The sequence below is a fragment of the Streptomyces sp. CNB091 genome, from assembly GCF_000377965.1.
In genome coordinates this window covers 174460-189729 of sequence record NZ_KB898992.1, presented here as the reverse complement: position 1 = coordinate 189729, position 15270 = coordinate 174460, and the positions used below count along the sequence as shown (strand labels likewise).

The 15270-nt window shown below is 72.9% G+C and carries 13 protein-coding genes and 1 pseudogene; 10 read left to right on the top strand and 4 right to left on the bottom strand.

Translation table 11 applies throughout. The features are described from left to right. The 3 genes and pseudogenes from D581_RS0106990 to D581_RS0106975 form a co-directional block, all read right to left on the bottom strand. Complete coding sequence (locus D581_RS0106990) at positions 1-810, bottom strand: VOC family protein (RefSeq protein WP_018956515.1); 810 nt, start codon at positions 808-810, stop codon at positions 1-3. A 98-nt stretch (positions 811-908) separates the two neighbouring features. Next, positions 909-1460: pseudogene (locus D581_RS1000000138525) on the bottom strand (cation diffusion facilitator family transporter). Between the two features lie 48 nt (positions 1461-1508). Further along, positions 1509-1850: a DUF6479 family protein gene (locus tag D581_RS0106975; protein WP_018956512.1), complete on the bottom strand. Its 342-nt coding sequence runs from the start codon at positions 1848-1850 to the stop codon at positions 1509-1511. Between the two features lie 229 nt (positions 1851-2079). Here D581_RS0106975 and D581_RS0106970 point away from each other — a divergent pair, with 229 nt between their 5' ends. The 8 genes from D581_RS0106970 to D581_RS0106935 all read left to right on the top strand — a co-directional run bounded on the left by D581_RS0106970 (position 2080) and on the right by D581_RS0106935 (position 11969). Next, on the top strand, positions 2080-2469 hold the full coding sequence (locus tag D581_RS0106970; RefSeq protein ID WP_018956511.1) for a hypothetical protein: 390 nt from the start codon (positions 2080-2082) through the stop codon (positions 2467-2469). Between the two features lie 61 nt (positions 2470-2530). Further along, entirely contained in the window at positions 2531-3100 is a 570-nt protein-coding gene (locus D581_RS0106965) for a 2Fe-2S iron-sulfur cluster-binding protein (protein WP_018956510.1), read from the top strand. Then, positions 3097-4098 (top strand): FAD binding domain-containing protein, encoded by a 1002-nt coding sequence (locus D581_RS0106960; protein ID WP_018956509.1) that lies wholly within the window; start codon positions 3097-3099, stop codon positions 4096-4098. Before D581_RS0106965 ends, D581_RS0106960 begins: the two co-directional genes overlap by 4 nt. 68 nt (positions 4099-4166) lie before the next feature. Further along, the gene (locus D581_RS0106955; protein WP_018956508.1) at positions 4167-6266 is read left to right on the top strand and encodes a xanthine dehydrogenase family protein molybdopterin-binding subunit; all 2100 of its coding nucleotides are present in this window, start codon (positions 4167-4169) and stop codon (positions 6264-6266) included. Positions 6267-6440: 174 nt separating this feature from the next. Further along, complete coding sequence (locus D581_RS0106950) at positions 6441-6902, top strand: ATP-binding protein (protein WP_018956507.1); 462 nt, start codon at positions 6441-6443, stop codon at positions 6900-6902. Positions 6903-7065: 163 nt separating this feature from the next. Then, positions 7066-8478: an NADP-dependent succinic semialdehyde dehydrogenase gene (locus D581_RS0106945; protein ID WP_018956506.1), complete on the top strand. Its 1413-nt coding sequence runs from the start codon at positions 7066-7068 to the stop codon at positions 8476-8478. A gap of 43 nt (positions 8479-8521) precedes the next feature. Continuing rightward, positions 8522-10909, top strand: a complete 2388-nt coding sequence (locus D581_RS0106940) for a phosphoketolase family protein (protein WP_018956505.1) — start codon at positions 8522-8524, stop codon at positions 10907-10909. A 100-nt stretch (positions 10910-11009) separates the two neighbouring features. After that, positions 11010-11969: a D-2-hydroxyacid dehydrogenase family protein gene (locus D581_RS0106935; protein WP_018956504.1), complete on the top strand. Its 960-nt coding sequence runs from the start codon at positions 11010-11012 to the stop codon at positions 11967-11969. 45 nt (positions 11970-12014) lie between these two features. On the opposite strand, the gene D581_RS0106930 is transcribed toward D581_RS0106935, so the two are convergent. After that, a complete protein-coding gene (locus tag D581_RS0106930; protein ID WP_018956503.1) occupies positions 12015-13130 on the bottom strand; it encodes a baeRF3 domain-containing protein in 1116 nt (371 codons plus the stop codon). A 119-nt stretch (positions 13131-13249) separates the two neighbouring features. Here D581_RS0106930 and D581_RS0106925 point away from each other — a divergent pair, with 119 nt between their 5' ends. Together D581_RS0106925 and glsA are read left to right on the top strand one after the other, a co-directional pair. Further along, the gene (locus D581_RS0106925) at positions 13250-13744 is read left to right on the top strand and encodes a DUF1269 domain-containing protein (protein ID WP_018956502.1); all 495 of its coding nucleotides are present in this window, start codon (positions 13250-13252) and stop codon (positions 13742-13744) included. Between the two features lie 173 nt (positions 13745-13917). Then, positions 13918-15267, top strand: coding sequence for a glutaminase A (glsA, locus tag D581_RS0106915; RefSeq protein ID WP_018956500.1), 1350 nt, complete (start codon positions 13918-13920; stop codon positions 15265-15267). The last annotated feature ends 3 nt before the right edge of the window (positions 15268-15270 follow it).

Sequence of the window (15270 nt, the reverse complement as noted above, 5' to 3'; positions counted from 1 at the left end):
TCAGGCCGGGCTGCGCACATCGGTCACCGCGAACAGCGCGCCGTCCGGATCCCGCAGGGTGACCTCGGTGCCGCCGAAGCCGGTGCGCTCCTCGACGAGGGCGCCGCCGTGCCGCTCGGCCGCGGAGACCGTCGCCGCGAGGTCCGCCGCCGGGAACTGGACCTGCCAGTGCGGGCGCACCATCGGGTCGACGTCCGCCTCCACGGCACCGGAGCTGATCCGGGCCAGCGGATGTCCCTCGCACCGCACGATGACCTCGTCGCCCTCGTAGGCGACATCGCAGCACCCGGGCCGCCCGCTCGCCCAGTCGAGCACCTCGCCGTAGAAGATCGCCGCGTCGAAGGCGTCACGGGTCCGCAGCCGCAGCCAGGCGTGGGCGTGGTCGGCCGGGGCCGGCGGCGAGGCGGAGTCCTCGGTGCGCTCCCAGAGGCCGAAGGACGCTCCGTCCCGGTCCGACGCCAGCACCCCGCGCCCCTTGCCGAGCGTCAGGGGTCCCACCGCCACGGTCCCGCTGCGCTCGCGGACCCGGGCGGCGGCCACGTCCGCGTCCTCCACCGCGAAGTACGGCGTCCAGGCCACCGCGACCTGGTACGCCGAGGAGACGGCGAAGACGCCGGCCACCGGCACCTCGCCGCGGTAGGCCACGGAGTAGTCGGCCCCGAGCCGCCCGGGGCGGAACGACCAGCCCAGGACCTGCGCGTAGAACCGCTCGGCGGTCTCCAGGTTCCGGGTCATGAGAGTGACCCAGCACGGTGCGGCCGGCCCCGTGAGCGGTGCTGCCGAGGCCGTACGGGGATCGCTTCCGGTCATGGTCCACTGCCTTCGTCGGGGAGCGGCGTCCTGCCCCGCCGCTGCGGTCCAGCAACCAGCCTCGACCGGCCCGCCCGGTCCCGCAACGCGGGCCCCGGTCACCGCGCTGCGCGCGGCGGGGCATGCGTGATGTCGAGGAAGACCTGGTCGGCCTGCGGCCACCGGTCGGCCACCGCCTCCCTGACGCGCATCGAGACCTCCTCCACCCGCTCGCTGTCGATGCCGGGGGCGAGGTCGATACGGGACATGGCCTCGGCGACCAGGGCGACGCCGAGGACGACGAGACCCGCCGTGTATCCCTCGGGGGACTCGTGACCGTCCCGGCGGAGCGCGGAAAGCCCCTGGTAGAACGAGAAACAACCGCCCATCACGAAGATGCCGACCGCGGCCAGCAGCGCCCAGAAGAAGCGCTCCTTGCCGTATCCGAACGGATGACGGGCATCGGCGGGGCGGCGGCTGCGCCGGAGCGCGGCGAGGAGGAAGACCTAGTTGAGGCTGTCGGCGACCGAATGGGCGGCCTCCGACAACAGGGCCGGGGAGCCGGCGGCCAGACCGCCCGCGGTCTTGCCCGCGGCGATCACCAGGTTGGCCGCGAGTGCCACCAGGACCGTGACGCGCGTACGCCGGTCGGCCGCCGAGCCCGCCACCACCCCCTCCTGTGCGCAGGGGGCGGCCGGGTGCCTCCGCGGGACGGGCCGTCAGCCGCGCGGCTGCTCCTCGTCGGGCGGCAGCGGACCGTTGCCGTGGTCCTTCAGCTCGTACGGGGACAGGGCGTGGCCGTCCGCGGGGAACCGGTCGGAGGAGTGCGGGTCGTGCTGCTCGATGTGGGTGCGCTGATCCGGCTTCTCCGGCTGCTCGTGGGGCTGGGGCGGCGGCGGCTCGGCGTCGTGCTTGCGCTTGGTGAGGATGAAGCCGCCGATCAGCAGGGCGACGACGGCCAGACCCACGATGGGCAGCACGAGCCCGAGGGCCCCCGTGCTCGCCGCGAGCGGGACCTCGGCCGACGTCTCGACCGCGTTTACTGCATTCAGAACATCCATGTAGTGCGCATACCCCGGGAGAAGGGCATCAGTCAGCTATTCACAGCAATTCATGTTTTATGGGTATCTCAGGGGAAACGCGTTTCAAGACCGTGGGCCAGGACCGCCCTCCTGCCCGCTCTCCGGGAGCCCAAGCCCTCTTCCGGACGCTTCCCGTGTCGCCGTCGGCCGGATGCGGGGTCAGCCTGGAGTGGTCCCGACGGCCGGCACCCCAGCGGAAGGAATCACGGTGAACAGCACCCCCGAGCAGAGCGGCCAGGATCACCCGGCGGACCGGGAGGTGGTGGTCTCGCTCAGCCGCTGCGACACGCAGGACGCGCGGACCGTGTTCGACGTGCTCGCCACCGCCTTCGCGTCCGACCACCCGATGGGCGAGACCCCCACGTCGGCCTCGGGCCCCCGCCCGACCGTCTGGGTCACCACCGTGGACGTGTCCGAACCGAGGGCCGCCGCCACCCCCGCCCGCCTCACCGAACCGGTCATGGTGGACGCCCAGGGCGGCTACTGGGCCGTCGACCGGCTGCGTACCCACCTCACCGGCGCCTTCGCCGTGAGCGTCGTCGGCACGGCAGCCGGCGACCAGGAGCAGGAGGTCAGGCTGCGGCTGGAGAGCCGCTGACGGCCGGTACGAGAACCCGACCGGGGTGACCGAGCCCCGCGGCGAAGCGAAAGGCGCGCGCATGGATTCCCTCGCTCTGGGGGCCGACCTCGAACCGGAACCGGTCGTCGACGAACACTCCACCGTGACTCTCCACGTCAACGGTGACCCGACGACACTGACCGTCGACCACCGCACCACGGTCCTGGAGACGCTGCGGGAGAGCTTCGGGCTCACCGGGGCCAAGAAGGGCTGCGACCACGGCCAGTGCGGGGCCTGCACGGTCCTCGTCGACGGGCGGCGGGTCAACAGCTGCCTGCTGCTCGCCGTCGCCCAGGACGGCGCCACGATCACCACCGTGGAAGGGCTCGCCGACGGCGAGAGCCTGCACCCGGTGCAGCGGGCGTTCGTCGAGCGGGACGCCCTCCAGTGCGGTTTCTGCACCCCGGGCCAGATCTGCTCGGCCGTGGGCATGCTCCGCGAGGCCGCGGACGGCCACCCCTCGCACGTCACCGAACCGGACACCGCCACCGGACCGGCCGGACCCGTCGCACTCGACGCCGACGAGATCCGGGAACGGATGAGCGGCAACCTGTGCCGGTGCGGGGCCTACCCCCGGATCGTCGAAGCCATCGAGGACGTGATCGAGTGAAACCGTTCGGCTATGTGCGCCCCGCCTCCACCGACGAGGCCGTCCGGCTCTGCGCGGAAGGCGCCGGCGCCCGCTTCCTCGGCGGCGGCACCAATCTGGTGGACCTGATGAAGCTCGGTGTGGAGACGCCCCGGGTCCTCATCGACGTCGCCGGCCTCCCACTGGACCGGGTGACCCGGACGGCCGACGGCGGCCTGAGCATCGGCGCCACCGTGCGCAACAGCGACCTCGCCGCCCACCCCGACGTGACGGGGAGCTACCCCGTGCTGTCCCAGGCGCTGCTGGCCGGGGCCTCCGGCCAGCTCCGCAACTCCGCCACCACCGGCGGCAACCTGCTCCAGCGCACCCGCTGCCGCTACTTCCAGGACGTCGCCAAGCCCTGCAACAAACGGCTCCCCGGCTCCGGCTGCCCCGCACGCGAGGGCACCCACCGCGACCTCGCGATCCTCGGGCACTCCCCGGAGTGCGTGGCCACCAACCCGTCTGACATGGCCGTGGCCCTCGCCGCGCTCGACGCGACCGTGGTGCTCCTGGGGCCCGAGGGCGAACGGACCGTCCCCCTCACCGAGTTCCACCGCCTGCCGGGGGACAACCCCGACCAGGACACCGTGATCAGGCCCGGCGAGCTGATCACCGAGGTCGTGCTCCCGCCGCCGGCGCCCGGGGCGGCCTCCCGCTACCGCAAGGCCCGCGACCGCGCCAGCTTCGCCTTCGCACTCGTCTCCGTCGCCGCCACGCTCCGGGTGGACGCCGGCCGGGTGGAACACGCCACGCTCGCGTTCGGCGGCGTCGCCCACCGGCCGTGGCGGGCCCACCGGGCCGAGGCAGAGCTGCGCGGCGCTCCGGCCACGCCCGCCGCGTTCCAGCACGCCCTGATCGCCGAACTGGCCGAGGCGCGGCCCCTGCGCGACAACGCGTTCAAGGTGGACCTGGCCCGCCGGATCGCCCTCGACGTGCTCGGCGAACTCGCCGCCCGGCAGCCCGCGAGGACCGGCTGAACCCCCCGGGGCCTCCGCCCGCGCGCCCACCGCCCGCCCGCACCACCGACCCCCGAGGACCCACCGCCATGACCACGCAAGCCCCGCAGTTCCCCGGTGCGCCCGTCGTCCGCAGAGAGGCCCGGGACAAGGTCACCGGTACCGCCCGCTACGCGCTGGACCGCACGCCCGCCGACTGCCTGTACGCCTGGACCGTCCCGGCCACCGTCGCGGCCGGGCGCGTCACCGCCGTACGGGCCGTCGACGCCCTCGCCGTACCCGGCGTCCACTCCGTTCTCACCCACGACAACGCGCCCGAGCTCCAGGAGCCCGACGACCCGATCCTCGCCGTGCTCCAGAACGACCGGGTCCCGCACCACGGCTGGCCGATCGCCCTCGTGATCGCGGAGTCCCCGGAGGCCGCCCGGACAGGTGCCGGGGAACTCCTCGTCGAGTACGAACGCGATCCGCACGACGTCGTCCTCACCGAGGACCACTCCGGCCTCTACACGCCCGACGAGGCCAACGGCGGTGAACCCGCCGTCCGGTTGCGCGGTGACGTGGAACGGGCCCTGGCCGCCTCGCCCGTCCAGGTCGACGCCACCTACCGGATGGTCGCGCTGCACAACCACCCCATGGAGCCGCACGCCGCCACCGCCGTGTGGGCCGACGGACACCTCACCGTCCACGACTCCAGCCAGGGCTCCACCAAGGTCCGCGAGAGCCTGGCCCAGGCGTTCGGCCTGGATCCGGACCGGATCACCGTGGTCTCCGAGCACGTCGGCGGCGGCTTCGGCTCGAAGGGCACCACTCGCCCGCAGGGGGTCCTGGCCGCGATGGCCGCCCTGCACACCGGCCGCCCGGTCAAACTCGCCTTCCCCCGGGCCCAGCTCGCGGAGGTCGTCGGCCACCGGGCCCCCACGATCCAGCGGGTCCGGCTCGGCGCGGAGCTGGACGGGGTGCTCACCGCCGTCAGCCACGAGGTCGTCACCCAGACCTCCACCGTCAAGGAGTTCGTCGAACAGGCCGCCGTGCCCGCCCGCGTCATGTACGCCTCGCCGCACAGCCGGACCGCCCACCGGGTGACCGCCCTCGACGTTCCCAGCCCCTCCTGGATGCGCGCCCCGGGGGAGGCCTCGGGGATGTACGCCCTGGAGTCCGCCATGGACGAGCTGGCCTGCGCGCTCGGCCTGGACCCCGTGGAGCTGCGGCTGCGCAACGAGCCGGAGACCGAACCGGACAGCGGCCGCCCCTTCAGCAGCCGCGGTCTCGCCGCCTGTCTGCGCGACGGCGCGGCCCGGTTCGGCTGGCACGACCGCGACCCCCGGCCCGCCGCCCGTCAGGAAGGCCGCTGGCTCATCGGTACGGGCGTGGCCTCGGCGACGTACCCCGTCCTCGTCTCCCGGTCCACCGCGACCGCCCACGCGGCGCGGGACGGCGCCCTGCGCGTCGGCGTCAACGCCACCGACATCGGCACCGGGGCCCGCACCGTCCTGGCCCAGATCGCCGCCGACGTGCTCGGCGTCGCCCCGGAGGCCGTACGCGTCGACATCGGCTCCACCGGCCTGCCCGCCGCCCCGCTGGCCGGCGGCTCCTCCGGCACCGCCTCCTGGGGCTGGGCCGTGCACAAGGCGGCGACCGGCCTCGCCGCCCGCCTGGCGGAGCACCCGGGCCCGCTGCCCGCCGAGGGGATCACCATCACCGCCGACACCGAACAGGAGACCGGCGAGGAGTCCCCGTACGCCCGGCACGCCTTCGGCGCGCACTTCGCCGAGACGGCCGTCGACGGCGTGACCGGCGAGGTCCGGGTACGGCGCCTCCTCGGCGTGTTCGCCGCCGGGCGGATCCTCAACGCGCGCACCGCTCGCTCCCAGTTCACCGGCGCCATGGTGATGGGCATCGGCATGGCCCTCACCGAGGGCTGCGGCATCGACCCGGACTTCGGCGACTTCACCGCCAAGGACCTCGCCGCCTACCACGTGCCCGTCTGCGCCGACACGGCCGACATCCAGGCGCACTGGATCGAGGAGGACGACCGCCACCTCAACCCGATGGGCTCCAAGGGCATCGGCGAGATCGGGATCGTCGGCACCGCCGCCGCCATCGGGAACGCGGTCCGCCACGCCACCGGCGCCCGGCTGCGCGAACTGCCCCTCACCCCGGACACCCTGCTGCCCTATCTGCTGTGACCGTCCTGCCACCGACACCCCCCACCAGCACGGACGGCTCACCTGTTGCGCGTCCGGCCTACACGACGCACCCTGATGAGTGACCCAGAAGTGATCTGTGCTCACGCTTCGTGTTCGGGGGGCGTTCGTACGACGGGGTGAAGGACGTGGGCCTCGTGGTGAGGAGCCTCGACGATGACCGTTCCACTCGACCGGCACTACTCGGTCGAAACGCAGGTGTCGGCAGAGCGCGTTTCCCAGGTGCGGCGGATCGTCGCCGCACACCTTCGTCACTGGAGTCTCGACCTGCACGTCCGGCCGGTGTGCCGGGCCCTGGACGAGCTCCTGACCAACGTCCACCGGCATGTCGGCGACGGCACCACCTGCGTCCTCGAACTCCGCTGGACCGGGCGGCACGTGACCGTGTCCGTCGCGGACGACAGTGCCCGGATGCCCCGGCTGCTGCCGGCCGGCGGCGGCGGGCTGAGCCGGGTCATGGCCCTGAGCGACAGCTGGGGCACCTGCCGGACCACGGACGGCAAAGTGGTCTGGTTCACCCGCTACGCCGAGGCGCCGCAGCCCGCGGGTCTGCTCCCGCACTCCCCGCTGCCCGGCGTCCGCACCGCCCGCCACGTTCCCCTGGCGGCGCTCGTGTAACCGCCCGGAGGAGCGGCCCCCCTCACCCGGCCGACGCGGAACGCGCTGCACCGGCACGCATGATCCGCGTCGGCCGGGTACGTGCGGGGGAGGGGAGGGCCGCGTTGCGCGGACCGGTGCGGCGCGGCACGGTCGGAGTACCGATGCAAAGGAGGCCACTGCCATGCCCATCGCGACGGTCAACCCCGCGAACGGCGAACTGATCAGGTCATTCGACGCCCTCGGCGAGGAGGAGACCGAACGCAGGATCGCCGCCGCCGCGGAGACCTTCCGCCAGTACCGCACCACCCCCTTCGAGCAGCGGGCCGGCTGGCTGAACCGGGCCGCCGACCTCCTCGACGAGGACCGTGACACCATCGCCCGCACGATGACCGTCGAGATGGGCAAGCCCGTCACGGCGGCCCGCGCGGAGGCGGCCAAGTGCGCGAAGGCGATGCGCTGGTACGCCGACCGTGCCGAGGGGCTGCTCGCCGACGAACACCCGGACCCCGACGACGTGAAGGACTCCGGCGCCTCCGGCGCGCTGGTCCGCTACCGCCCCCTGGGCGTGGTCCTCGCCGTGATGCCGTGGAACTTCCCGCTCTGGCAGGTGGTGCGCTTCGCCGCCCCCGCGCTGATGGCGGGCAACGTCGGACTTCTCAAGCACGCGTCGAACGTGCCCCAGACCGCCCTCTACCTGGAGGACCTCTTCCACCGCGCGGGCTTCCCCGCCGGCTGCTTCCGTACGCTCCTGATCGGCTCGGGCGCCGTCGAGGCGGTCCTGCGCGACCCGCGCGTCGCCGCCGCCACCCTCACCGGCAGCGAACCGGCGGGGCGCGCCGTCGCCTCCACCGCGGGCGACGAGGTGAAGAAGACCGTGCTGGAACTCGGCGGCAGCGACCCCTACCTGGTCCTGCCCTCGGCGGATGTGGAGAAGGCCGCCGCCACCGCCGTCACCGCCCGCGTCCAGAACAACGGCCAGTCCTGCATCGCCGCCAAGCGCTTCATCGTGCACGCCGACGTCTACGACGCGTTCGCCGAGCGGTTCACCGCGGGCATGCGCGCCCTGACCGTCGGCGACCCGCTGGAGGAGGGCACGGACATCGGACCGCTCTCCACCGAACAGGGCCGCACCGACCTGGAGGAACTCGTTGACGACGCCGTCGAGCGGGGAGCCGAGGCGCTGTGCGGCGGACGGCGTCCCGACAAGCTCGGCGGCGGCCTGGAGAACGGCTGGTTCTACGAGCCCACCGTGCTCGCCTCCATCACCACCGCCATGCGCGTCCACCGCGAGGAGACCTTCGGCCCGGTCGCCACCCTCTACCGGGTCGCCGACCTCGACGAGGCGATCCACCTGGCCAACGACACCCCCTTCGGCCTCAGCTCCAACGTCTGGACCCGCGACCCCGGCGAGCAGGAGCGCTGCGCCCGCGACCTGGAGGCCGGCGGGGTCTTCTTCAACGGGATGACCGCCTCGCACCCGGCCCTGCCCTTCGGTGGCGTCAAGCGCTCCGGTTACGGCCGTGAGCTGGCCGGACACGGCATCCGCGAGTTCTGCAACGCCACCACGCTCTGGTACGGACCCGAGGCGTCCTGACACCCCCGCCCGTGTGCCGTCACCCGACGAGGAGACCTGTTCCGTGAGCGACCCCCGTACGCCCTCCGCGCCCTCCGCCCTCTCCGACGACGAACTCGCCGCGCTCGACGCGCACTGGCGCGCGGCCAACTACCTCGCCGTCGGCCAGATCTACCTGATGGCCAACCCGCTGCTGACCCGGCCGCTCGTCCCCGAGGACATCAAGCCGCGGCTGCTCGGCCACTGGGGCACCTCACCGGGGCTCAACCTCGTCCACACCCACCTCAACCGGGTGATCAGGTCCCGGAACCTGAGCGCCCTGTGCGTGTGGGGGCCCGGCCACGGGGGGCCGGCCGTCCTCGCCAACTGCTGGCTGGAAGGCAGCTACTCCGAGACCTACCCGGACGTCGGCCGGGACGCCGAGGGCATGGGGCGGCTCTTCAAGCAGTTCTCGTTCCCCGGCGGCGTACCCAGCCACGTCGCCCCCGAGACGCCCGGCTCCATCCACGAGGGCGGCGAACTCGGCTACGCCCTCGCCCACGCCTACGGAGCCGCCTTCGACCACCCGGACCTGACGGTGGCCTGCGTGGTCGGCGACGGCGAGGCCGAGACGGGCCCGCTCGCCGCCTCCTGGCATGCCGGCAAATTCCTCGACCCGGTCCACGACGGAGCCGTCCTGCCCGTCCTCCACCTCAACGGCTACAAGATCGCCAACCCGACGGTCCTGGCCCGCATCCCCGAGGAGGAGCTCGATCAACTGCTGCGCGGCTACGGCCACGACCCCCTGTTCGTCAGTGGTGACGACCCGGCCGCCGTCCACCGGGCACTGGCCGCCGCCATGGACACCGCTCTGGACCGCATCGGCGCGTACCAGCGGGCCGCCCGCGAGGACGGCGCGACCGAGCGCCCCCGCTGGCCCATGATCGTGCTGCGCACTCCCAAGGGCTGGACCGGACCCGAAGAGGTCGACGGACTGCCCGTCGAGAACACCTGGCGCTCCCACCAGGTCCCGCTCTCCGGCGTCCGTGACAACCCGGAACACCTGCGGCAGCTGGAAGCCTGGCTGCGCTCCTACCGGCCGGCCGAACTCTTCGACGCCGACGGCCGCCCCACCGGACAGGTCCTCGCGTGTGTGCCCGAGGGAGCGGCCCGGCTCGGCTCCACCCCGTACGCCAACGGCGGGCTGCTCCTGCGCGACCTCCCGCTGCCCGACCCGGCGGACCACGCCGTACGGGTCGACCGGTCCGGCACCGCCCTCCACGAGCCGACCAAGGTGCTCGGCGGCTTCCTGGAGAGCCTGATGGCCGCCACCGAGGACCGCAGGGACTTCCGCGTCGTCGGCCCCGACGAGACCGCCTCCAACCGGCTGGACGCCCTCTACCGGGCCACCGGCAAGGCCTGGCAGGCCGGCACCCTGCCCACCGACGAACACCTCGCCCACGACGGCCGCGTGATGGAGGTGCTCTCCGAACACCTCTGCCAGGGCTGGCTGGAGGGCTATCTCCTCACCGGGCGGCACGGGCTCTTCTCCAGTTACGAGGCGTTCGCCCACATCGTCGACTCCATGGTCAACCAGCACATCAAATGGCTGCGCACCTCACGCCGGCTGCCCTGGCGGCGGCCCATCGCCTCACTCAACTACCTCCTCACCTCGCACGTCTGGCGCCAGGACCACAACGGCTTCTCGCACCAGGACCCCGGCTTCGTCGACCACATCCTCAACAAGAGCCCCGAGGTCGTGCGCGTCTACTTCCCACCGGACGCCAACACCCTGCTCTCCGTCGCCGACCACGCGCTGCGCAGCCGGGACCACGTCAACGTGATCGTCGCCGGGAAGCAGCCGACCTTCGACTGGCTCACCCCGGACGAGGCCCGCGCCCACTGCGCGCGCGGGGCCGGAGCCTGGGAGTGGGCCGGGACCGAGGACGGGAGCCGAGAACCGGACGTGGTCCTCGCCTGCGCCGGGGACGTACCCACCCAGGAGACGCTGGCCGCCGCCGGCCTGATCCGCCGCCATCTGCCGGAGCTGGCCGTGCGCGTGGTCAACGTCGTCGACATCGCCCGCATGATGCCCGACACGGAACACCCCCACGGCATGCCGGACTCCGAGTACGACGCCCTGTTCACCCGCGACAGGCCGGTGATCTTCGCTTACCACGGCTACCCGTGGCTGATCCACCGGCTGGCCTACCGCCGCAACGGCCACGCCCACCTCCATGTGCGCGGTTACAAGGAGGAAGGCACCACGACCACGCCGTTCGACATGGTCGTCCGCAACGACCTCGACCGCTACCGGCTGGTCATGGACGTCATCGACCGGGTACCGGGGCTCGGCGTCCGGGCCGTCGCCGTACGCCAGGAGATGGCGGACGTCCGCACCCGCCACCACGCCTATATCCGCGAGCACGGCACGGATCTGCCGGAGGTCGTGGACTGGACGTGGGGCGGCTGACGGCGTCGGTCACCGGATCCGTTCCCACCGGCCGGCGTTCTCGCCGACGGGGCGGTGAGCGATCATGGGCGGCGACCCGAGACCCACCGGAGAGGCCGCCATGAAGCTGCGCTGTGCCGTGATCGAGGACTTCCAGTCCGTCGCCACCACCGTCGTCGACTGGTCGCCCGTGACCGCGGACGTCGAGGTCGTGACCTTCACCGAGCACCTCGCCACCGAGGACGAAGCGGCTGCGGCTCTCGCCGACTTCGACGTGGTGGTCACCCTGCGCGAAAGGGTGCCCTTCCCGGCGGAGCTGTTCGCCCGGCTGCCCCGGCTGCGGCTGCTCGTCGCCTCCGGCATGCGCAACTCCGCCATCGACTTCGACGCCGCGAAGCGGCACGGCGTCACCGTCTGCGGCACCGCCAGCTCCTCCACCCCGCCCGTCGAGCTGACCTGGGCGCTGCTCCTCGGCCTGGCGCGCGGGATCGTCCCCGAGGTCGAGTCGCTGCGCTCGGACGGCCCCTGGCAGTCCACCCTCGGCGCCGATCTGCACGGGCGGAGGCTCGGACTGCTGGGACTCGGGAAGATCGGCGGCCGAGTGGCGCGCGTGGGCCTGGCCTTCGGCATGGAGGTCCTCGCGTGGAGCCAGAATCTCACGAAGGAACGTACCGACGAGGTCGGGGCGGAGCTGGCGGCCTCCAAGGAGGAACTGCTGTCCTCCAGCGACTTCGTCTCCGTCCACCTGGCACTCGGTGACCGGACCCGGGGCCTGATCGGCGCGGCCGAGCTCGCCCTGATGCGCCCGACCGCGTATCTGATCAACACCTCCCGGGCGGCCGTCGTCGACACGGACGCCCTGCTCGCCGCCCTGCACGCCGGCGGCATCGCCGGGGCCGCGACCGATGTGTTCGACACCGAGCCGCTCCCGGCCGGCCACCCGGTCCGCACGGCTCCGCGGCTGCTGGCCACCCCGCACCTGGGCTATGTGTCGCGCGCCAACTACGAGACCTACTACGGCCAGGCCGTGGAGAACATCAGGGCCTTCCTCGACGGTCAGCCGCTCCGCCGCCTGGGCTGACGGCACAGGCCCTCTCAGAGGCCTCGGTCAGTTCAGAGGCTCCGGTCAGTAGCGCAGCGCCGCCGCGATCCGGCCGTGGTCCGCCAGCGAACCGTCCTCGACGAAGACCACATTGGCGCCGCTGTCGAGCGCGGCTTCGACCAGTTCGTCGACGATGTCCTCGCGGATCGTGCCGTCCGCGCTCTGCGTGGTTCCCTCGGGCACCGGCTCCAGGTGCCCGGCGGTCACCTGGACGGCCGCCTGGAAGCGCTCCTCCACCGCGACCAGCCCCGCCCGGCCCTCACGGACGGCGGCCCACACCTCGTCGAGCCCGCCGGCGAAGGAGTGGGCGCTGCGGGCGTTGTCGAGCCGGATCTCCACCTCCTCTGCCGCCCGGCGAGCGCCCTCGTCGAGGGCGGGCCGCAGCTCCTTGAGGACCTCGGCGGGCGACAGGTCGGCCGGTGCGCCCCTGGTGACCCGGCCGACGGCGGACCCGGAGCTCTCGCCGACCTCGTCCAGCAGGGCGAGGGCGGGGGCGAGGCCCACCAGATACAGCGGGCGCGGGTCATCGGCGAGCACCGCGCGCAGCTTCTCGTCGACCTCGCGGAAGAAGTTCCGCGTCTCCTCGTCGGTGAAGAGGCTCGGGGTGTCCCCGATCCGCTCCTCGCGCTGCGGGTTCGGCGGCTCCTTCGGCGCGGTCAGCGGGAAGCCGCCCACCTCCTCCTGTCGGATGCCCTCGTCCGTGCCGATCCACAGCGTCGCGTGGTCGGCGGCGACCGTCAGCGCCCGGAAGGCCCGGGTCTGGGCCTTGGCGGCGACGAGGTTGCGGGTGAGGTAGGTGTCGCTGAGCACCACCCGTTCGGGTGCGGTGCGCGGCAACTGCCAGATCCAGTACTCGTCGGTGGTGGCGAGGAGCACCAGGGATTCCAACGCCGCACGGGGGTCCACCTCGCCCGCCGCCCGCTCCAGCTGGTGCACGAGGGCGGCCCGGACCTCGCGGCTGACCTGAGGATCGGCGTCGAGGCGGTGTGCGGCGTCGGCCACCAGGTTCCGCAGGCGGACCGGGTCCTGGGCGTTGTCCGGGGCCTTGCGGTGGGTCGGCATGGTCAGGGACAGGGCCGGATAGGGCCGGGTCGCCCGCAGCTCCCGCAACAGGTCGGCGGTCAGGGCGTCCGTATCCATCGTTCCCTCCCAGGGCTCGAACCCGCTCCCGTATGAAGCGGATGCTTCGACGAGTCAATTCATACCTTTTGATCCTAATATGAGCGAGTTGTTGCCCTTGGAGTACGGGAGGTTGCGCGATGTCCACGCTCACGGTGTGGAAGTTCGGGACGGCCGAAGGCGCGGAGAGCGTCGAGGAGGCGCTGAAATCCCTTCAGAAGGAAGGGCTGATCAAGATCCTCGACGCGGCGGTGGTCAGCTGGCCTGCCGACCGGGCCAAGCCGCGCACGAAACAGCTGCTGAACCTCGTCGGCGCCGGGGCCCTCAGCGGGACCTTCTGGGGCATGCTCTTCGGCCTGATCTTCCTCATGCCGCTGCTGGGTGCGGCCATCGGGGCGGCCGCCGGGGCGCCCGGCGGGAGGCTCGCGGACGTCGGCATCGACGACGACTTCATCGCCGAGGTCAAGGAGAAGGTGACGCCCGGAACCTCGGCGCTGTTCCTGCTGACCATGAACGAGGTGCCCGAGCGGATCGGCGCACAACTGCCCGGCGACGGCGCCGAGCTCCTCCACAGCAACCTCGACGCCGAGCGCGAGGCGAAGCTCCGCGACATCTTCGGCGACGAGACGGTGTGACCCGCGCACAGCGCTTCCCTCCTCCCGCACCCCCTCTCCTGGATTGGACGGACCGTCCGTGAAGCCGAAACTCCCCGCGCGCCGAGCCGTACGCGCCCTGGCCCCCGTCTCCGCCGGGGTGAAGACCTTCCCCCGGGTCGCCCAGGCCGAGCGCGGCTGAGGAGGCGCGGGCCATGAGCGCCGCCGACGCGGTGACCGACTCCCTCCAGAACCTGCGCGACCGGTTCGTCGGCGTACGGGAGGGGAAGCCGGCCGACTACATCCCGCAGCTGGCCCTCGCCGACCCGGACGCCTTCGGTCTCTCGCTGGTGAGCATGGACGGACACCGCTATGTCGCGGGCGAGGCCGAGGTCCCCTTCACCCTCCAGTCGGTCTCCAAACCGTTCGTCTACGCCCTCGCGCTCTCCCTGCTCGGCCTCGACGAGGTGAGCCGCTGGGTCGGCGCCGAGCCGAGCGGCGAGGCGTTCAACGCCATCAGCCTCGAACCCGGTACGGGCCGGCCCGCCAACGCCATGGTCAACGCCGGTGCGATCGTCACCACCGCGCTGATCCCCGACACCGGGGACGACCCCGCCTTCGACCGGATCCTGCACTGCCTCGGCCGCTTCGCCGGGCGCGAACTGGACGTCGACGAAGAGGTGTTCAGCTCCGAGTCGGTGACCGGGGACCGCAACCGGGCGCTGGCCTACCTGATCCGTTCCACCGGCACCATGCCCGTCGACCCGGTCCTGGCGGTCGACCGCTACTTCCGTCAGTGCGCGGTCCGGGTCACCGCCGTAGACCTGGCCACGATGGCCGCGACCCTCGCCTACGGCGGCGTGAACCCGGTGACCCGTGAGCGGGTCGTCCCCGCCGAGGTCGCCGCCCGGGTCCTCGCCGTCATGGCGACCTGCGGCATGTACGACGGCTCGGGCGAATGGCTGCTGCGCGTCGGCCTTCCCGCCAAGAGCGGGGTGTCCGGCGGCCTCATCGCGGTGGGACCCGCCCGCTTCGGCGTGGCGACCTACAGCCCGCCACTGGACGCCACCGGCGGATCGGTGCGCGGCCACGCCGCACTGGAGGCGATGTCGGACCGCTACGGGCTCCACCTCATGCTCAACCCCGCGCTCCCCGGCTCCACCGTCACCCTCGTCACCACCGCGGACGACCTGCCGTCGGCGCCCTCCGCCGGGCGTGAACGGGTCCTCCACGAACAGGTCGGCGTCGTCGTCGCCCAGGGGTCCATCGACTTCACGGCCGCGGAGCGGGTGCTGTACGCCCTGGACGAGTCCGGGCCGGACGGGGGCTCGGTCGTCCTCGACCTGCACGACGTCACGTCCGTCGACTCCGTGGCCCTGGCGATGCTGCACACCGGGCTCGCCCGGCTCGCGGGCGACGGGCGCCGCGCGGCGGTCGTCGACCCGAACGATCTGCTGGGCCCGCCCGACCTCGTGCGGGAACGGACCGGCCAGGACCTGCCGCGCTACGCCACCCGTGAGGGCGCCGTCGAAGGCTGCGCGCGGGCCCTGGCCGGGGAGGACTGAGCC